At 44.1% G+C, this 22,051-nt stretch carries 24 protein-coding genes; 4 read left to right on the forward strand and 20 right to left on the reverse strand.

The genetic code is table 11. The features are described 5' to 3' along the window. Positions 1-2: 2 nt before the first annotated feature. The 20 genes from VB077_RS12600 to VB077_RS12695 all read right to left on the reverse strand — a co-directional run bounded on the left by VB077_RS12600 (position 3) and on the right by VB077_RS12695 (position 19,013). The gene (locus VB077_RS12600) at positions 3-812 is read right to left on the reverse strand and encodes a TlyA family RNA methyltransferase (RefSeq protein ID WP_323415600.1); all 810 of its coding nucleotides are present in this window, start codon (positions 810-812) and stop codon (positions 3-5) included. Further along, positions 805-2,700: a 1-deoxy-D-xylulose-5-phosphate synthase gene (dxs, locus tag VB077_RS12605; protein ID WP_323415601.1), complete on the reverse strand. Its 1,896-nt coding sequence runs from the start codon at positions 2,698-2,700 to the stop codon at positions 805-807. Before dxs ends, VB077_RS12600 begins: the two co-directional genes overlap by 8 nt. Further along, positions 2,687-3,283 (reverse strand): hypothetical protein, encoded by a 597-nt coding sequence (locus tag VB077_RS12610; RefSeq protein WP_323415602.1) that lies wholly within the window; start codon positions 3,281-3,283, stop codon positions 2,687-2,689. Before VB077_RS12610 ends, dxs begins: the two co-directional genes overlap by 14 nt. 33 nt (positions 3,284-3,316) lie before the next feature. Next, positions 3,317-3,760 carry a divergent PAP2 family protein gene (locus VB077_RS12615; RefSeq protein WP_323415603.1) on the reverse strand — a complete coding sequence of 148 codons (444 nt, stop codon included), beginning with the start codon at positions 3,758-3,760 and terminating at the stop codon, positions 3,317-3,319. Between the two features lie 8 nt (positions 3,761-3,768). Beyond that, complete coding sequence (locus VB077_RS12620; protein WP_323415604.1) at positions 3,769-4,632, reverse strand: farnesyl diphosphate synthase; 864 nt, start codon at positions 4,630-4,632, stop codon at positions 3,769-3,771. Between the two features lie 6 nt (positions 4,633-4,638). Then, positions 4,639-4,899: an exodeoxyribonuclease VII small subunit gene (xseB, locus tag VB077_RS12625; RefSeq protein ID WP_323415605.1), complete on the reverse strand. Its 261-nt coding sequence runs from the start codon at positions 4,897-4,899 to the stop codon at positions 4,639-4,641. A gap of 17 nt (positions 4,900-4,916) precedes the next feature. Further along, positions 4,917-6,125, reverse strand: a complete 1,209-nt coding sequence (xseA, locus tag VB077_RS12630; RefSeq protein WP_323415626.1) for an exodeoxyribonuclease VII large subunit — start codon at positions 6,123-6,125, stop codon at positions 4,917-4,919. A 45-nt stretch (positions 6,126-6,170) separates the two neighbouring features. Next, a complete protein-coding gene (locus tag VB077_RS12635; protein WP_323415606.1) occupies positions 6,171-7,121 on the reverse strand; it encodes a magnesium transporter CorA family protein in 951 nt (316 codons plus the stop codon). 171 nt (positions 7,122-7,292) lie between these two features. Continuing rightward, positions 7,293-8,501: an ammonia-forming cytochrome c nitrite reductase subunit c552 gene (locus VB077_RS12640; RefSeq protein WP_323415607.1), complete on the reverse strand. Its 1,209-nt coding sequence runs from the start codon at positions 8,499-8,501 to the stop codon at positions 7,293-7,295. Continuing rightward, positions 8,498-9,037: a cytochrome c3 family protein gene (locus VB077_RS12645; protein WP_323415608.1), complete on the reverse strand. Its 540-nt coding sequence runs from the start codon at positions 9,035-9,037 to the stop codon at positions 8,498-8,500. The genes VB077_RS12640 and VB077_RS12645 overlap by 4 nt, the downstream gene beginning before the upstream one ends. A 181-nt stretch (positions 9,038-9,218) precedes the next feature. Continuing rightward, positions 9,219-9,920, reverse strand: a complete 702-nt coding sequence (locus VB077_RS12650) for a response regulator transcription factor (protein WP_323415609.1) — start codon at positions 9,918-9,920, stop codon at positions 9,219-9,221. Further along, positions 9,917-11,590 carry a c-type heme family protein gene (locus VB077_RS12655; protein WP_323415610.1) on the reverse strand — a complete coding sequence of 558 codons (1,674 nt, stop codon included), beginning with the start codon at positions 11,588-11,590 and terminating at the stop codon, positions 9,917-9,919. The genes VB077_RS12650 and VB077_RS12655 overlap by 4 nt, the downstream gene beginning before the upstream one ends. A 115-nt stretch (positions 11,591-11,705) precedes the next feature. Further along, positions 11,706-13,088 (reverse strand): 4Fe-4S binding protein, encoded by a 1,383-nt coding sequence (locus VB077_RS12660; protein ID WP_416337060.1) that lies wholly within the window; start codon positions 13,086-13,088, stop codon positions 11,706-11,708. 4 nt (positions 13,089-13,092) lie between these two features. Then, positions 13,093-15,354 (reverse strand): nitrate reductase, encoded by a 2,262-nt coding sequence (locus tag VB077_RS12665; protein ID WP_323415612.1) that lies wholly within the window; start codon positions 15,352-15,354, stop codon positions 13,093-13,095. A gap of 25 nt (positions 15,355-15,379) precedes the next feature. Next, the gene (locus VB077_RS12670; protein ID WP_323415613.1) at positions 15,380-15,682 is read right to left on the reverse strand and encodes a hypothetical protein; all 303 of its coding nucleotides are present in this window, start codon (positions 15,680-15,682) and stop codon (positions 15,380-15,382) included. Between the two features lie 33 nt (positions 15,683-15,715). Next, positions 15,716-16,264, reverse strand: coding sequence for a 4Fe-4S dicluster domain-containing protein (locus tag VB077_RS12675; RefSeq protein ID WP_323415614.1), 549 nt, complete (start codon positions 16,262-16,264; stop codon positions 15,716-15,718). A 37-nt stretch (positions 16,265-16,301) separates the two neighbouring features. Beyond that, positions 16,302-16,529 carry a chaperone NapD gene (locus VB077_RS12680; protein ID WP_323415615.1) on the reverse strand — a complete coding sequence of 76 codons (228 nt, stop codon included), beginning with the start codon at positions 16,527-16,529 and terminating at the stop codon, positions 16,302-16,304. A 246-nt stretch (positions 16,530-16,775) separates the two neighbouring features. Continuing rightward, positions 16,776-17,411 carry a cyclodeaminase/cyclohydrolase family protein gene (locus VB077_RS12685; protein ID WP_323415616.1) on the reverse strand — a complete coding sequence of 212 codons (636 nt, stop codon included), beginning with the start codon at positions 17,409-17,411 and terminating at the stop codon, positions 16,776-16,778. After that, positions 17,411-18,262 (reverse strand): bifunctional 5,10-methylenetetrahydrofolate dehydrogenase/5,10-methenyltetrahydrofolate cyclohydrolase, encoded by an 852-nt coding sequence (locus VB077_RS12690; RefSeq protein ID WP_323415617.1) that lies wholly within the window; start codon positions 18,260-18,262, stop codon positions 17,411-17,413. Before VB077_RS12690 ends, VB077_RS12685 begins: the two co-directional genes overlap by 1 nt. Positions 18,263-18,389: 127 nt before the next feature. Next, positions 18,390-19,013, reverse strand: a complete 624-nt coding sequence (locus VB077_RS12695; protein WP_323415618.1) for a carbonic anhydrase — start codon at positions 19,011-19,013, stop codon at positions 18,390-18,392. 209 nt (positions 19,014-19,222) lie between these two features. Here VB077_RS12695 and VB077_RS12700 point away from each other — a divergent pair, with 209 nt between their 5' ends. From VB077_RS12700 to VB077_RS12715, 4 genes are all read left to right on the forward strand, one after another. Further along, positions 19,223-19,936 (forward strand): hypothetical protein, encoded by a 714-nt coding sequence (locus VB077_RS12700; RefSeq protein ID WP_323415619.1) that lies wholly within the window; start codon positions 19,223-19,225, stop codon positions 19,934-19,936. A gap of 310 nt (positions 19,937-20,246) precedes the next feature. Next, positions 20,247-20,858 carry a YjgB family protein gene (locus VB077_RS12705; RefSeq protein ID WP_323415620.1) on the forward strand — a complete coding sequence of 204 codons (612 nt, stop codon included), beginning with the start codon at positions 20,247-20,249 and terminating at the stop codon, positions 20,856-20,858. Positions 20,859-21,014: 156 nt separating this feature from the next. Then, positions 21,015-21,440, forward strand: coding sequence for an exoribonuclease R (locus tag VB077_RS12710; RefSeq protein ID WP_323415621.1), 426 nt, complete (start codon positions 21,015-21,017; stop codon positions 21,438-21,440). Positions 21,441-21,443: 3 nt separating this feature from the next. Further along, a complete protein-coding gene (locus tag VB077_RS12715) occupies positions 21,444-21,668 on the forward strand; it encodes a hypothetical protein (protein ID WP_323415622.1) in 225 nt (74 codons plus the stop codon). Positions 21,669-22,051 lie beyond the last annotated feature (383 nt).

A 22,051-nucleotide genomic window follows, 5' to 3' on the forward strand; every position in this document is an offset into this window, starting at 1 on the left:
ATTCACTCCGTTCCGATTTGTGCTTGTTTAACGAGTTCCATAACCTTAGACTGCCAATCAATACCCTGCTCACCGCGCACGGCTAACCAGACCAGATATTCAATATTGCCTTCCGGTCCGCGGATAGGCGAATAGTCCAGACCCCGCACCGTAAAACCTTGTTTCTCCGCCTCGCCAAGCACTGTATATATGACTTGGGCATGAACTTCGGGATCTCTCACCACCCCTTTTTTGCCGACGTGTTCACGACCGGCTTCAAATTGAGGTTTGATTAAGGCGACCACTTGTCCGTCTTCTTTAAGGATTGATCGCATTGCCGAAAAAACTTTCGTAACCGAGATAAACGCTAAATCAGAAACAACCCAATCCATTTTTTCCGGCAGATCTTCTGCAGTAAGGTAGCGGGCATTAACCCGTTCCATGGAATTGACGCGAGAATCCGTTCTTAGCTTCCAATCCAGCTGGCCGTAACCGACATCGATAGCATAAACGCGTTGGGCTCCATGTTGCAGGGCGCAATCCGTAAAACCACCCGTGGAGGCACCAAAATCCGCGATCACACCCTGTGTCAGATCAATAGGAAAAACCTTTAAGGCTTTTTCGAGTTTTAACCCCCCCCGAGACACGTAAGGGAGCGTACTTCCCCGGATTTCAAAAACAGTGCTCTCCGGAAAATCCATGCCCGGTTTATCCACACGTTGGTCGTTCGCAAAAACGATTCCTTCCATAATGGCTGCTTTGGCTTTTTCACGGCTTGGGAAAAGTCCCTGCTGCACCAGCAGGATATCTAAGCGTTCCTTCCCTTTAGCCATGGTTTCTCCCTTCCAGCCGCTGCAGGACATTGAGCCGTTCCACTGCCCCGAGTATTCCTTCGACCGATAAGCCGTTTTCCTGTTGGAGAACAGGGATCGGACCTTGTTCGACATAATTATCATATCCTAAACGTTCGACAGCGACATCGGTCATCCCGGCGTTAGCTAACGTTTCGAGAACCGCGCTTCCCATACCGCCATCTAACATATGGTCTTCAATCGTCACAATACGCTTTGTCAAATGGGCGAAACGCAGAATAGTCTCCTTATCCAGAGGATTGATAAAACGCAGATTGATCACGCTTGCTTCAACCCCTCGGCTTGCCAGCACTTGAGCGGCCTCCAGGCAGGTATAAACCATCGGCCCAACGCCGATGAGTGTCACATCTTTGCCCTCTCGGAGAACCTCCGCTTTACCCAGCGGCAATTCCTTCAATTCTTTATCAAGCTCAACCCCTTGCCCCACTGAACGCGGATAACGCAAAGCAACCGGGCCTTCAAGGCAAAGCGCCGTATAAAGCATGTGCTGAAGTTCATTTTCGTCTTTAGGCGCCATAAAGGTTAAATTAGGAATCACCCGTAAAAAGGAAATATCAAAAATACCGTGATGGGTCGGTCCGTCATCGCCGACCACACCGGCTCGGTCAATCGCTAAAACAACATTTGAATTTGATAGGCAAACATCGTGAAGGACTTGATCATAGGCCCGTTGATAAAAGGTTGAGTAAATCGCAACCACCGGTTTCATCCCGCCAAAAGCCAAGGCCGAGGCAAAGGTAACCGCATGTTGTTCCGCAATTCCCACATCGAAGAAGCGCTCCGGGAAACGCTCACCAAAGCCTTTTAGCCCAGTACCACTTGCCATTGCGGCGGTAATGGCCACGATATTCGAATTCTCTTCTCCCAGGCGGCACAATGTCTCTCCAAACACCTGTGTAAACGTTGGGATCGAGGACTTTTTCTTAACCTTGCCGGTTTCTTTATCAAAAGGCCCTACCCCATGAAAGATATCGGGATTCTCTTCAGCGGGTAAATAGCCTTTACCCTTCTTCGTGATAACATGGACGAGCACCGGCCCTTTCCTTTGCTTAGCCAGTTCCAGTGTTTGCTCAATCAGCAGTTCGTCATGACCATCAATGGGGCCCAAATAGGTAAATCCCAGCTCTTCAAAGAGCAGACCTTGAACGAGCAGATATTTCAAGCCATCCTTTGCCTTTTCCGCGGCCCTGGCCATCCTTTTGCCAATTCTCGGAATGCGGTTCAGGATCGCTTCGATTTCCTCTTTGCTCCGAGCATAGCGGGGATCAGTCCGCAGGCGGGTTAGATAGGACGACATGGCTCCTACGTTCGCTGAAATTGCCATTTCGTTATCGTTAAGAACGACGATTAAATTCGTTTTACTATGTCCTGCGTGATTTAAAGCCTCGAAGGCCATCCCACCCGTCATAGCACCATCCCCGATTACCGCAATGCAGTAGTTGTTTTCGCCGCGAAGATCGCGCGCCTTGGCGAATCCCACAGCAGCAGAAATCGACGTACTAGAATGGCCTGTTTCAAAACAATCATGAATGCTTTCCGCACGCTTGGGAAACCCAGAAAGCCCCTGATGCAGACGCAGTGTCTTGAATTCCTTCTGCCGCCCTGTCAGGAGTTTATGCACATACGTCTGATGACCCACATCCCAGACAATCTTATCCGCAGATGTATCGAAAACTCGGTGAAGAGCAATGGTCAGTTCAACCACCCCTAGATTCGGAGCTAAATGTCCTCCGTTTTTAGAAACGACATCAATCATTTCTTCACGGATTTCCCGGGCCAGAAGTTTAAGTTCCTGAGCGTTTAGTGTCTTTAAATCCTGCGGCTGTTTAATCCTATTAAGAATCCCCATTTCTCTTCCCCCCTTTCTTTTTCATATCCGTGAAGGAGTGACCCGTAATCTGCTCGAACTTCGCGATCAGAATTCCAACCTTACTGATAATTTCATCAGCCTCGTTAATCGCTACTGTCTTTCCTAACGCTTTGCCTGTAATCGTCAATGTAGCAACAAGGGCCAGCAAAAGTGTATTCCAAATGATCTCTTGTTCACCCAAGGCAGGATAGTAGTGAATGAGATCGATCAGAATCGAGGCCGCCATCGCTCCGCTCAAGGTTCCCGCTACATCCCCGATGATATCATTACAGAAATTGGCGACAAAATCCGCATTACGCAACAGGTAAACAGCCTGTTTTGCTCCGGGCACCTTATTCGCCGCTTTCGCATGAAGGGGCTTTTCGGAAGCAGCGGTTGCCGCTATACCGATAATATCAAAGATAATACTAATAACGATAATAACCAAAAGTAGAATCCAAGAAACCGCAATCGTAGAATTTCTCATCAAAAGTTCTGAACCAAAACCTGCGACAATTGCAATCATAAAACTCAGTATGAAAACAAAGGCAGTTTGTTTCCAACTTTTCCGTTTACGTGCCAAAGAGACCTTAAACCTCCTCAATAGATAAAAACATTAAACGATAATTCCGACAATAATCCCAACAATAGCCCCAGCCAAAACTTCTAAGGGCGTATGCCCAATCAATTCCTTCAAACGCTCCTGAGATAGATCTGACATCTGTTGATATAACCCTGCCACAAGCCGATTGATAACCTCGGCCTGTTTTCCGGCCTCGCGCCTTACACCTGCCGCATCATACATAACGATCATCGCCAGTACTGCGGCAACAGCGAAGATTGGAGAGTTCCATCCATAGTATTTACCAATGCCAACAGCTAACGCGCTAACCGTAGCCGCATGGGAACTGGGAAATCCCCCCGAGCTCACCAGAAAATAGATATTGAACGTATGATGGATACTGAAATTAATCAATACCTTGATGATTTGAGCAGCTAACCATGCAGTGATCGCCGAAATCAAAATCGTATTTTGAAAAAGTTCGGAAAGTATTGTCATAGCCCACCTCAATGCTTGCGGTCAGCAATGTAATCGGCTAAAGAATGCAGGAAATCCACAGGATAATTAAAAACGGCCAGCGCCTCATGGGCCTCTTTAACCTTGGCTGCAAGCTGTTCTTTCGCCCCGGCTAACCCTAATAGGGAGGGATAAGTCGACTTTTCCTGAGCAAGATCACTCCGGATGGGTTTTCCTAAAGTTGCACTGTCTCCCTCAATATCGAGAATATCATCTTTGATTTGAAAAGCGAGACCCAACGCCTGGGCATAACGCGTTAAGGCATCAATCTGTTCTGCTGTTCCCCCGCCCAGAATTCCTCCCATGCGCGCGGATACAACCAGCATCGCTCCGGTTTTATGCCGATGAATTCGTTCGATTTCCTCAAGGTTTAAGATTTTTCCTTCAGCCTCGAGATCTAAAACTTGCCCCAGGACCATCCCTTCCGGGCCTGCTGCCTGAGCCACTTCCCGAATAACCCGCAATTGTCTTTCCGCAGGTACGGGTAGCGGTCGTGCAATCAGTTCAAAAGCATAGGTTAAGAGGCCATCCCCTGCAAGGATTGCTTTTCCTTCACCAAATACCTTGTGGTTAGCTAAACGACCCCGGCGATAATCATCATTATCCATTGCCGGCAGATCATCATGAATCAGAGAATACGTATGAATCAATTCTAAAGCACAGGCAGCCGGGAGAATTTGATCTGCTTCGCCCCCCACCGCATCGGCGGCAGCTAAAGCCAGCACCGGGCGAATCCGTTTTCCGCCCCCCATCAGCGAGTAGCGCATGCTTTGCCCCATCGTATCCTTATTCCAAGGCAGGTTCTCCAAAAAAGCTTCAATTTTTTCTACATAGGATTCAGAAGTACAAAACATTTACGCTCATCCTTCCGCAACGAAATCAGCCGGTCGAACTTCGAGGTCCCCATCCGGTCCCTCCAGCAAAATCTCCATCTGTTTTTCAGCATGATCGAGTAAACGGTTACACTGTTGAACCATTTGAATTCCTTGTTGGAATAAGTTTAAGGCCTCTTCTAAGGGGACCTCTTTTTGTTCAAGTTCCCGAACAATCTGCTCAAGCCGGCCGATTCCTTCTTCAAACGTAACCTCTTGGGTCATCTCTTGTCTTTCAGCAGTCATCATTTATCCCCTCTTTACGATTATCCCTCGTTATCTGTCGTGAGGATCTGACAGGTCAGTGCCCCTTCATGGAGACGAACCTTAACTTGATCCCCCGGATTAGCTCCGCGACTTGAACGGAGAAGTTGCCCCTCTGAGTTATAGGTCAGCGAGTAGCCTCTGCCAAGAATCGCCAATGGACTGAGTAAATCGAGCTGAGTTGCCAATAATTTTAGTATACCATTTTTATCCGAAACAAATCTAGTCATCTTTTGTTCCAGGGCCGTGCTGACATTGTCTAGGCGCTGGCGGTTTTGCTCGATTCGCCACATCGGGTTTTGCAGCGCTCCGCTCGCTGCCAGGCTATTGATTTTCTCTCTTTTTCGACCCATTTGGGCTTTCATTCCCGACTGAAGCCGAGCACCCAGATCCTCGACATCGTGGCGCAATTCAAGAAAAATCGGTACTGCTAGTTCTGCGGCCGCAGAGGGTGTTGGCGCCCGTAAATCGGCAACCATATCAGCAATCGTAACATCTGTTTCATGACCGACAGCTGAAATAACCGGAATAGCCGAATTGGCAATTGCCCGCGCTACTTCCTCGGTATTAAAGGCCCAGAGTTCTTCTAAGGAACCGCCCCCCCGGCCGACGATCAGAACGTCAACCTTGCCGTAACGATTTAAGCGTTCAATCGCCTGGGCCACTTCGTAAGGAGCCTGATCGCCTTGAACCGCCGCCGGGGCTAAAATCCACGAAAGATGGGGATCACGGCGCCCCATTACTTTTAAAATATCACGAATAGCCGCTCCGGTGGGACTTGTGACAATCCCTACGCGGCGCGGAATTCTGGGAATAAGCTTTTTACGTTCCTGATCAAAAAGACCTTCTGCCGCCAAACGCTGCTTTAATTGTTCAAAAGCAAGATAAAGGGCACCGACACCGCTCGGCTGCATTTCATCAACATAGAGCTGAACATTCCCATCCCGTTCATAGACTTTAACACTTCCCCTGATCAGGACCTTCATCCCATCCTGGGGAATAAAGCGTACGCGCTCTGCACGGCTGCGAAACATTACCGCTTTAATGCTTGAAGAGTGATCCTTCAAAGTAAAATACCAATGTCCTGACGGGCGGTGATTCTTATAGTTGGATATTTCGCCGCTCACCCAACAGCTCGCCAGATCATCATTATCACTCAGCGTACGGCTGATTTCTGTCGTCAATTCTGCCACAGTCCAAATTCTTGGCACAAACTTCACCTCGGGTCCTTCATCCCCCTTAATCGCAGAGGAGACTTAAAACATATTTTTCTTCCATAAAAGAAATGCGCTCACGCCGGCAACTCCGACCGCCATAAGTGAGACAATGAGAAAACCATACGGATAATTCATGAAGGGGACATTGACATTCATCCCCCAGAAACTCGCGATCATGGTCGGGACGGCCAAAATAATCGTCATCGACGCCAAAAATTTCATGACCATGTTCAAATTATTGGAGATAATTGAGGCAAAGGCATCGGTCATACTGCTGAGGATATTTGTATACATTTCTACCATTTGTATCGCCTGATTATTTTCAATAATGACATCCTCCAGCAAATCTTCATCCTCTTCATACATTTTAATTAAATGTTGAGCTTGACTATTAGAACGCAAGCGCAGGAGACGATCCATCACCACTCCATTGGAGCGCAAAGAAGATGTAAAGTAGGTTAAGCCTTTCTGGAGATCCATGAGTTGAAAAATCTCCTGGTTCTTCAGAGACTTACGCAAATCAACTTCGATTTGATCTGTCCGCCGATTGATTTGCCGCAGGTATTTCAGAAAGTAAGTTGCAGATTTATAAAGAATTTGAAAAACAAAACGGGTTTTCTTTGCTGTATTAAAACTTCGACAACTGATAGGGCTAAATTCGGTAAGGACAGGATTATCTCTTAAACATACAGTAATAAGATAGTCCTGAGTCAGGATAATTCCCAAAGGCAGTGTGTCATAATTTGTCTCATTATACATTACAGGAATATCTGTGAGCACGAGGATATGTTCTTCTTCAAGTTCAATCCGGGAACGTTCTTCTTCGTCAAGGGGCGCCTTTAAAAAATCCAGCGGTGCTCCGGTTGCCCCGGACACAGCAATAAGTTCTTCCGAGTTTGGGTTGACAAGCTTTATCCAAGAATTTTTGATCAGATCCGTTAAATCAAATTCGCGATAGTTCTCCCCATCATTTTTTATAACCTTCAACATTGGGTTTCCCCCCTTTGGACAAACTGGATGCAAGCCCAATATACTCTATTCACAAGAGACAGTCAATTCTTTCGTCACACACGATTTTTTATTGAATAAATTTAATAAACCGTGCGGCCACATAAGCCGCACGGTTTTAAAACACGTTTTCTTGTTACTTCCGATTATTCACTATTTAAGCGTTTCTAGCTCTTTTCCTGTCGATTTTTCATATTGATACATCGGCAATTTTTCTTCTACAACACCGGTCTTTTCTTGGATTTTGGCTTCTGTCCTCATTTTTTCGGCTTCATCTTTAATCTCTTGATATTTACTCCAAAGATCTGCCGCTCCATGCCAGTGCGTGTAATCCGGCGAGAAGTGCTGTGCTCCCTTAATGGTTGTTGCTTCAGAGTACTTAAAGAGTTCAAACATCAAGCTTTCAATATGGCTGACTTGACTATAACTTGTGCCTTTACCATTGAGTAGCGGTGTCCCATCTTTGTCTAACAGGGATCCCGGGCTCGGTTCAAGGAGTCCGTCTCGATACAGATCCTTAATAATCTTCCTTGCTTCATCCTCTACGCGTAGAGTTTCTTTCTTAATAGCTTCGACATTTGCTCTGGCATTATCTGTATATTCTTGGGTATGACATTGCAAACAGTTGCTCCAGAGTTTGTCTCGGCCTTCCTTCGAATTCTCATCTTTTAACTGGATGATTTCATGGTTATTATCAGGATCAGTATGACAAGTCACACAAGTCGGTCCGCCGGTGGCTTGAGCAACCTGATAGTGAACACTGGATTCATAAGCTTCTTTTTGCGGATGATCAGGTCCCATGTGACAGTTTCCACAACCGTTGACCGGATCGTTTGTAACCTTTTCTCCATTATGTGCAGCTGTCTGAGGTTTAGGTAAGGCTGTTGTGTGACCTTGGTGACAACTTGTGCACGTTTCACCGACTTTAACATGGCAATTATCACAGCCTTGCTCTTGCATTGCCGGCCATCCATCTAACAACTTGTAACGAACATTGTTCTGCGAAAAGCTTACGGCCTTAACATGGCGAGTATCTTTCCATCCTTCAAATTCTTTTTCATGGCATTTTGCACAGGTCTCCGGTTTGACCTTCGCAAAGTTTTCATATTTAAGATCTTCCTCATCCATATTACCGTCTTCATGACAGTTCACACAGGTAACACCATTTTGTCCATGGGCGCTATCTTTCCACATTTGATATTTCATCGGGGTTTTCTCTTGATATAATTTTTCAAATTCCTTTGCTTGAGCACTATTCATGCCATCGGGCAAATAGGTGCTTTTACTGGACATTGATAATAGAACAACGCCGCCAATAATAAGCACACCTACAAGAGCCCATAAAACCTTTCTGTTCTTCAATTTTTTCCCTCCTTCTTCTGAACTTTACTATGCCCAACCGTACTGTGACAAGATGCACAATTTGCAGTACCCACTGCAGTAGAGTGAGCCATTATCTGAGTCTGATTCTTTGGTTTCATATCTTGTAGATTATGGCATTGCAGACAATTCTCATCTTTGACCTCAGCCTTAGCCTTGGCAGACAGGTCAGGTTGCATCAATGAAAATTGAAATTGTGTGGGAGCTTTTATAAAATGAACGTAAGGTTCCTTTAATTTCTGAACTTTAGTCGTCAATGTTCCCGCAACGCCAAGAGGAATATGGCAATCTTTACATTCAGCAGTAATACCCACTTCATTTGATCCGTGAGATGAGGTTTGCCAGCTTTCTACAGCGCTGTCCATCTCATGACAAGACATACAAAATTCGGTCTGAGAGGTATAGTGAATTGCACTTCCCCCAAAAAACAGCACAGCTGCCAAACCACAAAGGGGTAACAATAAACCAAAGGGTTTTTTTAACCATTGGGGCATAGTTCTAACTGGCTGGATACTCAAATCCTTGCCTCCCTTCCTTCGTAATAATATATTGAAGCATCTCACCTCCCGGTGTTTTTATCCTTTATTTGATTCACCTCCTGTTAGACCAAAAAATACTTGCTAATTTAATATAGCAAGTATTTCTTAAGAGACAGTTAGTCAATCATTTTAATATTCTTAATAAGATATTAGCAAATTATTAATCAGAAAACTTGTAGCCAACGCCCCAAACTGTTCGAATATATTCCGGCTTAGCGGGATTTCTTTCTATCTTTTCTCTTAATTTACGAATAAAAACAGTTATCGTACTGGGATCACTTATATATTCTTCTCCCCACATCTGAGAAAAAAGCTGTTCACGGGTAAATACACGGGCGGGATGCTCCGCCATAAAACAAAGGAGTTCAAACTCCTTTGGGGTAAGATAAATCATCTTGCCGCGAATAAATACCTCATGTCTTTCACAGTTAATCTCCAATTCGCCTTTTATGATTGATTGTGAACATGGAAGCTTGGTATCCTGTTCATGATCCCCCGATCGCCGCAGCAAAGCCTTGACGCGCAAAGAGAGCTCAACCGGGCTAAATGGTTTGACAACATAATCATCTGCGCCAAAGTTAAACCCGATACTCTTATCCACAATATCCCCTTTAGCGGATAGCATCAGGATAGGTACATTACTTTTTTCCCGTATTAAACGACAAACCTCATAACCGTCAATAATCGGCAGCATGATATCGAGAATCACTAAGTCCGGCGATTCTTTGTGGAAATACTCTAAAGCTTTTTCCCCATTTTCCGCATAAAGGATTTGATATGCTTCCTTCTTTAAGGCTTGTTCTATAACCATATGGATACTTTCTTCATCATCGACTAACAAAACCTTACTAGTACGGTTCATGTCCTGCCCTCCTCCATTTTATTCAAAGGACAAATCGGTAATTGTATCATAAATGTACTTCCTCCATTTACTTCACTTTTGACACTGATTTTTCCATGATGAAGAAGAACTAGCTCCTTGGCTAAGGCTAATCCCAGACCCGTTCCCCCGTATTTTCTCGAATTGGAACTATCCAGTTGGGTAAAGCGCTCGAAGATTTCGTTTTGAACGTCTTTGGGAATTCCAATTCCCGTATCAATGACCCGAATCAGAATAGACTCTTCATCGGGAATATTATCTACGAGTATCTCAACCCTCCCTCCTTGCGGAGTAAACTTAACTGCGTTTCCCGCAAGATTTTCGATTACCCTTCTAATTTTTTCAGGGTCTGCATGGATCAAGGGGACATTGGGATCAAGCTGAGTGTTAAAAATTAATTCTTTCTTTTGCGCAAGCGGGGCGATGACGCTTTCCACCGAACCCAGAACATCGGCCATATCCACATATTCCAGCATCAATTCTTGACGTCCTGCCTCAATCTTTGCCAAATCCAAAATATTGTTAATCAATTTAAGGAGATTTTCGCTGTTTGCCATAATTTCTTCCAGATTATGACGTTCAAGTTTTCTTTCCTTAGGGACATCATTCAATAATAGCTCAGTGAAAGCCATGATCGAGGTCAAAGGGGTTCGTAATTCATGGCTCATAATGGCCAGAAACTCTGATTTATGCTTATTCACTTCATTCAGCTTTATGTTTGCGGCTTCCAACTCCTGCTGTTTAATCTTTAGACCTTCATTAGCCTCCGCAAATTGTTTTGTTCGCTGTTCAACTTTGGATTCAAGGTTCGTGTATAAATCTTTAAGCTGACTTGCCATAACCTGAAAATGCTCCGCAAGCTGCTTAATTTCACCTTGGGCCTTGATTTGACTCATGTCAATATCAAGATTTCCCCGACCGATTTGTGCCGTAGCCGCTTGCAATTGATCCAATGATCTCAGAACAAGTCGAGTGACCAGAAAATACATTGAAATAAGAATTACAGCAATAAGTAAAAGTGAAAATCCCAAATGTCGATAAACATTGGTACGGATATTCGCTACGAAGATATCCGTCGGCATAACTAAGCTGATAGCCCCTCCTAGATTTCCTACCTGATAGCCCTCTTTTTCATATCCGGAAATATCTAATGTTCCTGCGGGCTCCCCATGACAATCCAGACATTCCTCTTTGATTTCAAGGGGAACCATATAGCGGAAAACTTTTTTTCCTTCTATTACATCTTCGCCCCAGATTTCCCTTAGGGACGGATCGTTCTGAAACGTTTTCAGCCCTTGAATTTCGTATGAATCCGGTGCATTCTTTTCATTACGATAATCTATCCTTGTTTGTTTAATGGAATAATTCGTTGATTTCCCAAATACTTCACAAATCTCCATACCGACAGCTGCCGGATTTAAATGCTTAAATTCAAAATTCCCTTGCGAATCATAATTAATGAGATCTTGGTTTTTGGCAATAACTTCACGGGTAGCGATAAGTTGTTCGGTTATGACTTCCGCTTTCTCATGCATTTCTACTATGGCTTGAGTTTTCTTTGATTTATAATCCCAAATAAAGTTCATGGACATGATGACCACTACCACTATGGTTGTAAAGAACATAAATCGATAAATTAGGCTATCCTTCATTTCAGCTACCTACTTTTGCATTTCAAATTCAAATTCATCTTAACATAACCTTCGATTTCCGTATAGCAAGAAAGTGTAACATGCGGATAGTCCGCATGTTTAATCATATAGGTTCCTACCCAATAAGATTGACATGCGGACTATCTTTCAGTGGCTTAATCTGAATTGCCGGAGGATCGGTTACACAGTAATACTCACAAATTCCACACCCGGTACAGATCTGAGAATTGATTACAGGATATTGAAATGATTCCATTTGAATAGCTTCATCGATCAGGGGACAGTTATTATAACACGATCGACATACGTCCCCCTTATAAGCATAACAACGGTCTTTATCGATTTCCGCGACTCCAATTTTTACTTCACGCATGTCCAAGGGCTTGAGAGCACCCGTCGGACAAACCTCCGGACATTTCATGCAGAGTGAACAAGGAGTTTGTCTGGGGATAAAATAAGGTGTCCCTAAATTCAACCCTTGGTCAAGGTGCGCGTTTAACAAGGTCTTATCCGGGCAGATCTCAATGCATTTTCCACAGCGTATACATTTGGCTAAAAATTCATCCTTTTGAACCGCTCCGGGGGGGCGAAGGACACCCGGGGTTACCGCAGCCAAAGCTTGAGAATGCGGATAAATAATTCCTGCAACGGCAAGGATTCCGGCACCTTCTATGACTTTCCGCCGAGAGATTGCTCCCGATTCACTAACATCAATCCTGTTATTTTCTTGAGGTATCCGATGCTTCCAAGAAAATTGGAGAGCCTTGGCCGGACAGACATCAATACAACGTCCGCATCGCGTGCATAAGTTTGAAGAAAAATATTCGTCGGTCCCGAGAACTGTCTTTTTAAGCCCCTCCGAAGTATAGTCACATTTCTTGACACATTTTAAGCATTTAACGCACTTTTCCTTATCGCAATGAATCTTTAGGGGACTCCAGCGTGCCATTAGGGTATAAAATATTCCGATCGGACAAAGGATCCGACACCATCCCCTTTTGTGTCCTGCGAACTCCATTGCCACAATGAAGAGAAAAATTAATATTTCAAGTCCCACGCCAAAGAGCAGACTTCGGTAGATGATTCCTAAGGGAGATACTACCTGAAAGACGGGAATCCCCAGAGTGAAGCTAAGGATTAGGCAAAGGGGCAAAGCCCAATAATATTGCTTTTGGTCGTCCTTTTTCCAACTCTTTTTGAGGCTGTCCACTCCTTCAATCAAAAATCCCACAGGACAAATCCAGCTGCAAAACGCCTTTCCTAAAAGGATATAAAGAAAAACAATCAAAAGCGCCCCCAAGAGGAAACTAAAAGTCAGGCTTTTGGAAGCAAGCATAACTTCCAAAAATGCCAAGGGATCTGTGAATGTTATTCCCAATATCCGGCTGGAGCTTAACGTTCCGATGACTTGGTAGCATCCGGCAAGAGGCAATAAAAACAGGATAATCATCCCAGCCTGGACAAAATGACGCAGCAGTCTCCATGAGAATTTCACAATATCATTACACCTTCTCTAGCTTAACCGCACAGATCTTAAACTCCGGTTCCTTCGAACCGGGATCAACTGCATCAATGGTCACCTCATTCACCAAGGGATTAGACTGAAACCAAAGCGCAAATAATAAACCGGGTTGCGGGACACCGGCATGGCCTACTCTTGCAAGTATCTCGACCTTACCTCTGCGGGAAACGAGCCGAACTTTATCCCCATCATTAATGCCTAACTTAGTTGCATCTTTCGGATTTATTTCAACATATTGTTCGGGAACCGCCCGCATTAAGGCATCACATTTTCCTGTCATCGTTGCTGTGTGCCAATGCTCAAGCACCCGCCCTGTCGTTAAGTAGAAAGGATATTCCGCATCGGGAACTTCCGCAGGCCCCTTATCCGGCCGTGCAAAAATCACGGCTTTATGATTCGGTGCGGCATAAAAGTCAATTCCTTCTTTAACATAAGGGTCATCCGGCGCAACGTAACGCCGAACCGTTCCTTCTGTTCCTTCATGACCTTTCACCGGCCACTGAATACCATGCGCTTCTTTAAGGGCGGGATAAGTGGCAAGTTCCATATCGGTACCGTCCGTACATTTGAGATATTCATTCCAGACATCTTCCGGTGTCCTAAAGGGGAAAAGATCGCCATATCCTAAGCGGCGCGCAAAATCTAAAAGCATATCTAAATCCGGTTTTGCCTCACCTGGGGGATCGATAGCTTTAGCTAAATGTTGAGTACGACGTTCCGTATTCCCATATACTCCTTCTTTTTCACACCAGAAGGCGGCAGGAAGAATAACATCCGCAAATTGGGTCGTTGCTGTCGGATGAAATACCTCGGAAACAACCATGAATACCTTATCGAATCCTTCCCGATATGCACTGACATTAGGTAAGGAATGGGCGGGGTTTGTACACATAACCCATAAAGCTTTTACTCGGCCATCCCCGCACGCTTTGAATAGTTCCATGGTATGCAGACCGATTTTATCACTCATATGCTCGGGAGGTATTCCCCAAATCTTAGCGATTTCTCCCCTGTGTTTAGCGTTTGCGACCATACGGTGAGCCGGGAGAAGATGGGACAAGGCCCCCGTTTCCCGAACACTGCCACAGGCACTGGGCTGACCTGTTAAAGAAAAAGAAGTTGAACCCGGTTTGCAGATCTTCCCTGTTAACAAGTGCAGATTATGGATTAAAGTATTGGCCCAGACCCCGGTAGTACGCTGGTTAATACCCATGGTCCACATGGACATCGTATTTTTCCCTTTTGCAGCAAAAATTCGAGTCATCTCTCTAAGCTTTGCGGCAGGAACTCCGGTTTTCTTCTCAGCATATTCAGGGGTAAATTTCTTCAGAAAGGTTTTATATTCTTCATACGTTATGGGTTTCGTACCATCCGAAAAGCTTGTATGTTGAGCTATAAACTCTTCGTCCGTTAGTCCTTCTTCAACGATAATATTCGCCATTGCATTCAGTAAGGCTAAATCCGTGCCCGGAATGAACTGCAGAGAGATGTCGGCGATTTCGTGGGAACGGTGTTTCCTCGGATCGGCAATGATAATCACTGTATTGGGATCTTTTCTTTTCTTGTCGGTTAATTTAGCGAATAGAACAGGGTGGGCTTCCGCCAAATTCGAACCGATAAAGAAAAATACGTCGGCATAGTTAAAATCATCATACGCACCCATCGGTTCATCAGCCCCAAAGGTTGCTTGATAGCCGCCTACGGCACTAGCCATACAAAGCCGGGGGTTACCATCAACGTTATTGGTTCCAATTCCCCCTTTAAACAACTTGTTGGCAACATATTCTTCTTCGGCCAAAGCCTGACCTGAACCATAGAACGCCACAGAATCGGGTCCCGATTGTTCAATCGCCTCTTTAAACTTTGAAGTGATAAGCTCCATAGCCTCATCCCAGGTACTTGCGACAAATTTACCGTCTTTACGGATCAGCGGTTTAGTAACACGCTCACTATGCGTAATAACCTGTGGTAGGTAATATCCCTTTGCGCAAAGAAGTCCCTTATTGCCTTCATTATCAGGATCCCCTTTGACAGCGATCACTTTACCTTTTTTTACCCCTATGAGCACCCCGCATCCGGTTCCGCAATATCTACAAACCGATTTAACCCACTCATCTGCATCGGTCTGTTGGGAATTGCCACCGGTGGTTTGGGCGGATTTTGGTTGCTTCGAACACCCTGCCGTTACCATTGCAGCAGAAACTGCACAGGCTTTTAGAAAGCTTCTACGGCCTAATTCCATGATCTAACCTCCCAACAAAATTAATTTATTCTATTAAAACGTGGCATTGCCGACAATTGGTTAATTCCGGGTGAGGGGTTTTGGGTGCATTACCGGCCTCACCTTCTTGATGACATACGAGGCACTGACTTCTCTCCTCAAGAGAATGAGGAATTTGCGGCGGATAACCCACGGGAACTGTTTCCCCGGCTGTCACAGTCCCGGATGTATTTTGAGAAGTACCAACACTTGTTGATTGACTTCCGCAGCCGGTTATCCCGACTAAGCTCAAAGTAAGAACCATGATAAGGAAAAGTTTACCGTCTAAAAATTTCTTTGGATTAGTCATGAATTTTCCCTCCTTTATCATTCATATTAATCGTCAACGAGGTACGACTTTGATCGCTGAATCCGGTGCAAGGCAGATCCTGGCACATTGTCCGCATCCAATGCACTTTTCTTGATCAATTTTCGGATACTGGAAATCCTCGAGACGTATGGCTTTTATATCTGTGGGGCACGCATAGACACATGAACTGCAAAGCTGCTGATTATAAGCAAGGCATCGTTCCGGATCTATGGAAGCTACCCCGATTGCATGAGAGACATCATCGTTTTGAATTAAAAGAGCTTCGCTTGGACATACTTCGACACATTTAAGACAGAATGAACATGGGACTTCCGACGGTTCGAGATATGGTGTCCCGAAGGAGTTCCCCATTTGGGGACCTGCGATTCTAATGGCCTTCTCCGGACAAACTTCTTTGCACATACCACAGCGTCGGCAACCGGCAAGAAAGGCGATTTCTTCTATAGCCCCCGGTGGTCTGATCAGAGTTCTCTCCGGCGTTATAGTTTTTATTGCCGTTCCCGCAAAATACTTCATATCTGTCCATAGGCTTCCAAAAAAGTCACGGCGACTGATAAGCACATTTTCTTTCCCCAATTTTCACACCTACTTTGGTCATTTACATCTCCATACTGATATACACCGGATACGCTCCCGAGACCCCGGGCAACAAGGCAATCTGTTGTTGGAGAACCTGGGTCGCATGTTCCACTGATGGGCTTTCAAGGAGTAAGATAATATCGCCATTATAGATTTTTTCCACTGAGACTCCTTGAATTTGAGCTAAATCTGTTGGCAAGACCTTCTCTGCTCCATTCAAGCATTTAACGATAACACTTGAAATCACAAAACTTCCCCCTAAATTTAACATCTTACTTGTTATAAGTTTAACAAGGAGTTCTTAAAACCCAGTTAATAAGTACTTATCAATTCGTTAATCAGTTATTAACAAATTATTAATCAAAACCGAATCGCCGTGCGTGGTGCACTAAAACGGGACTTATGATCGTGTCGTTTCGGGTCTTTTGCGCACGAAAAAGGAGCCGTTTTGCGACAGCCCCTAAATCACTATAGTTAGATATAAGATATGACTTTACAATCTACTTTGAACAACCTGAACAGTTTCCTCCTTAATTTTTCCGGCTTCCTTAAAGAGACGTTCCCGCTCAGCCTTTACTTGCGACTGGTAATCCCCATTTTTAACTTGGGGCAGATTGATATCGACACTAAACATCGCTGCTTTGAGCGCACTTTCCGCTAAATATGCGGCTACACCGACATCACTGATTGCGCCCTTATTGCCAATTGGTGCAAGCTCTTGGGCAAGCTTTAAAACCGCAAAACAGTTTTGGGCAATCGAAATCGGTGTATTCGTTGCTGAAACGAGCACAGCTTGCCTTTTTTCCTCACGGGCCGCTTTTTGTTCCGCTGTATCCTTCGGCAATTTAAGCACGGCCATGAATTTTGAGAACTCGGTAATGTCCCGGCTTAACCCCTTTTTCAAATCTTCAAGAAGGCGCTGTCCCTGTGCCAATATCTCTTGAACCTGTGGTTCTACATCTTTGTATTTTTCTTTACCTACGGTCAGATTCGCGACCATGCAGACCATCGAAGCCGCTAACGCGCCGACATATGCGGATACACTTCCGCCGCCCGGAGTAGGTGCTGAGCTTGCCCCTTGAGCCAGAAATTCAGCAGTCGTCCATTGCCAAACATCTTGTTCCGACATCAGTTTTTCCCCCTTTGGAGTGAAATTCCTTTGAGAACGTTCCGCATAATCAATGCCGTTGTTAAGGACCCGACTCCTCCCGGAACCGGAGAAATTAAGCCGGCCTTTTCCTTAACCGCTTCAAAGTCAACATCACCGCAAATTCCGTCCGGAGTTTCATTGATTCCCGCATCGACGACAATCGCGCCGGGTTTAATCATATCTCCCTTGATCAATTTTGCTTTGCCTACCGCAGCTATCACTATGTCGGCCTGCCGTGTGAAAGCCCCAAGATCGGGAGTTTTTGAATGACAAATCGTTACGGTTGCATTATGTTTGAGGATCAAGAATACGAGCGGCTTGCCCACAGTCTCTCCCCGTCCCACTATGACAACGTGTTTCCCTGCAATTTGTACACCGGAGCGCAGCAGGATTTCAATACAGCTCTGAGGGGTTGCCGGGAATAGTCCTTCTTCCCCGCTCAGAATATAACCCCGGTTAATCGGATGAACGCCATCGACATCTTTATCCGGGCGAACAGCCGCCATTACCCTTTCTTTGGAGATATGCTTCGGTAAAGGCAGCTCAATCATAATTCCGTGAATTTTTTCATTGGTATTCAATTGCTCAATGAGGGCCAAAACATCTTTTTCCGGGCTATCCCCAGGCAGCGTATGGAGTTCAAACCCAATACCCAGATTTTCGCTGACCTTTTGCTTAGACTTTGCATAAACGACTGATGCAGGATCTTCTCCAACCAAAATTACCGCCAGTTTAGGATCTACACCTTGGGCTTTCCACTCCGCGACTTCATTCTTAATTTCTTCTTTTAAGACCTTTGCGATCGCTTTCCCGTCGAGTAACTCTGACAATCCCTTCACTCTCCTTTTAACATGATAATGTGGCTTGTTTCTTATTCTCTATCTATAGAAACAAATCCTTTAGGCTTAGGATTAAATGTCTCCTAAATTCTGTTAAATCGTGTATCATGCTCTTGCCCTAGTTGGCCAACTCAAATAAAGCACTTTGCGTATTGTAGATAAAGACCTCCCCGGTCTCGATGATGTAATACCAAGCCGCTATGGAAAGGGTCTTTTGTTGAACTTTTTCGCGAATAAATGGATAAGTCAGCAGGTTTTTAAGCTGTTCGACGGTATTAGCCTGTTCAGTCATCCATTCCCGCTTATCGACTTCCTCCTCCGAAACCTTGGCTAGAACTTGATCTTTCACTTTAGCGGCCAGTTCCAGCCATTTACGGGTATGCGGAAGTGCCTTTAATTCGTCTTCAGATGCATACAACGACTTACATCCTCCACAGTTTGAATGTCCGCACACTACAATATTTCCTACATTAAGAATATTTACGGCATATTCAATCGCTGATGTTGTTGCCAAATACTCTTCAGAATCTCGATAAGGAGGCACAATATTAGCAATGTTTCTGATGACAAACAACTCGCCCGGCAAGGTTCGCGTAATCAAATTGGGAATGAGCCTTGAATCCGAGCACCCAATAAACAAAGTATGGGGGTTTTGTTCCTTACTGAGCTTGCCGAAAAGCTCCCTATGTTCTTTAAAATCAGTTTCTCTAAATTTAACAATTCCTTTTAAAAGTTTCTCCATTTAATTCTTCACTCCCCATTCATTTCACACGCACTCAAGCTGTTAAGTTGAGTAATAGCACCTTGTAATAATTCTATTCATGGATTAGACTTACTTTTAGACCGTGAATTATATAACAACCGACTGAAAAGCGGATTAGATAACGAATTAAATTACAGAGAGCAAATTCAATATATTGAATTAATGAGTAAAACACAGGAGGATTTTCTATGCGGTTGCGTACACAGCTTGCGCCGGTTCTGCTTTGTCTTTTTCTTGCCGGCTGTTCCTCTTCCACCGCTTCACACGTGAATACCATCACACTTAACACTGAAGCTGTTCCCGAAAACCTATCGGTTTACGTCAATGATGAGCCTCAAAAGGCTAAGACAAATAACGGCGATATTAACCTTTCTGTTCCCGCAGGTCAAACTAACCTTATTTCCGTAGAAACTGAAGAACCGGCCATTATTTACCAAGTTGAAGTAACGGATGAAACCAAAGAACCCGTCTCTCTTAAATTTGACCCCACAAAGAACCAAGAAATCATACAGCAAGTTTCGGATAGTCTGAATAGTTATTTTAAGGCGGTTAACAATAAGAAAAATGCTATTTCCTACTTATCTAAAGACTCCATCCTAGATCCCCAAAAACTTTATAATCATTCCTATAAATCGGCAGTCCTTTATAGTACATCATTTAAGACCTCCAGTGTTAATAATAAGCCGGAACTGATTGTACGCGTTGACACCGAAAGTTCCAAAAGTCCATCATATACCTGGACCTACGAGTTCCGTTTACTTTTAGAAGATGGGAAATGGAAAATCTTCCATCAACGGTTATTATATGAGGTTCTCGACGGAAATCTTTTTTATGAGAATGAAGCTGGAACCTATCCAGGCCCGCAATCTCCTGGGCCCAATGATATCGTCCTATCTTTTTAGGATGCTTAATGCGGATAAAGGAAACTTACTTCAGGTAGAGTTTTGACTCCCGATAGTTCCGGTGGAACTATCGCACTTGTTTCTAAAGTTTAGTTGACTTATCCCCGAAGAGGACAAGTCAGCTAAGCTTGCAGAGCAAGCAAGCTTCCTATGTCCAGGGACTTAGCGCCACTTATTTCCCACTTAATTAGTGGCGGTTAGTCATCGGATACATTATTTTTATCTATTTTTCCCTTCTTTGTTATAGCATTATATAATACTAATCGTCTACTTAAGGTAAAAGAAACAGCGGGTTAGGAAGGAGAATTTCATGATAATACGTGTGAAAAAAGCAATTGTAAAACAGATTATTGCAGCTTTCGTTTTCACGTTGATTGTTGGATGTTCCCCGGCCTCTGAAATAACACCGTCCTCTCAAAATCCCACAACATCTACTCCAATAACCGATACGGCCCAAGAATTATTACTAAACATGAAAAAGTTAGCAGAGCAAGGGAAGGTTATTAACGCCGATTTCCCCGTAAAAACCTCCAATCTTGAAGACGTAAAACGCAAGTGGGGAGAGCCCGATAAAACCGATTGGGTCCCTGCGGCCAAAGGAAGTTATTCCACCTATTCAAGTCATGGAATCGTAATTGGGTTTAATAAAGGATTACAAATCTTTGAGATGCGTTCCTTTGATAAACAACTTCAAATAATTACGCTTGCTAAGGCTAAAGAAATCTACGGGTCCCCAGCTTATGATGTAAAAGCCAATGGCGAAGAAATCATTGGCTATGCTGCCGGAGGAGAGTTTAAAATTGAGCTCGTTTTCCCACAACCAACGAGTCTGATGCAAGATCCCGTCCTGGATCATTATCTCGTTTTATATCCTCAAGGTACCGTAAATTCAATGGCAAACGATCCAGGGAGACAATGGTAAAGGTATCCCGTAGCGTCCTAGCCACATGCATCTTCCTCTAGTTGCGAGAACACTGTGTTAAGTGAAATATCCCCTCCCTCATTTTATACATTTTGTACATTCTGGTCATACTGTACACAGGGTGCAGCATATGATAATATTGGAGGTGAGGGAGGAATGACCATGCTGACTGAATTACAGTTTACTGAGGCTAGGAAGCAATTTTCAACCCTGTATGACTCTGTCTTCAACTCTTTTAACCCTGCAATTGTTAATAGAAAACACACTGAACAAGTCGCAATGCTCCGAGTGGATCTACTCAAGATGGTACTAGAGGATTACAAATTAATCCCGGAAATTATTCAAGAAGATGATGGATCAATAACACTTGCTCTTGATGCTCTTGAGATTTATGTTAATAACTCGACATTAGAGTTAGCCACTAAAGACTTGGTCGAAGACCTTAAACTATATGCCCAAGATTATTCAAACCGTTCCCAATTATTTCTTCATGCCCCAAACCGAATACACCATTTCCCGTATATATTGAAAATTATGCTATGTGAAAATGACGATGAAATTCGTACTTTGATAGGGTCGTAAGCTATGACACCAAAGTTTGGAGATTTGAAACGTTATTGCGATAAGAACGGCTGGGTTATGGCTCGTAACACGGATCATTGGTACTATGAAAAAGTCCTCAATGATGGAACCCTTTTACGAACAAAGATAAGCCATGCCGTTAGTAAAGAGATTCCCAAAAATCTATGGGATAGAATTCTGCGCAAGCAACTTCATATATGTGAGAAGGACTTTTGGAAAGGACTTTAATGGGTCCCGAAGAAAGTCTTTTTCTTATGACTAATTCTGTCTAATTATAATTTATCAGCCGATTGCCTAATGTATACAATTCTAAACAAGGTTCCATTTCCGCTTTATAGTATTTGTCATTTATAACCATAAATATCCCGGCTGGTTCAACTTTAACTATACTCCCATCATTCATTGTCAGAGTGAATTGTACCAACTGTCTGTCGCCTTCTCTGCCCGTATCATCCTCCTTATAAATAACAATAATAGCCTCTCGGCATTCGCCGAGGTAGATGGTTCAAGACTTTGCTTGAACCATCAATATTGAATTCCTCCTACTTTTCGGTAGGGGGTTTTCATTTTTGGAAACACCAAATTGGAAATTCCCTCAGAAAATTTTTATT

It is taken from the genome of Desulfitobacterium sp. (assembly GCF_034927245.1).
Taxonomy (GTDB): Bacteria; Bacillota; Desulfitobacteriia; order Desulfitobacteriales; family Desulfitobacteriaceae; genus Desulfitobacterium_A.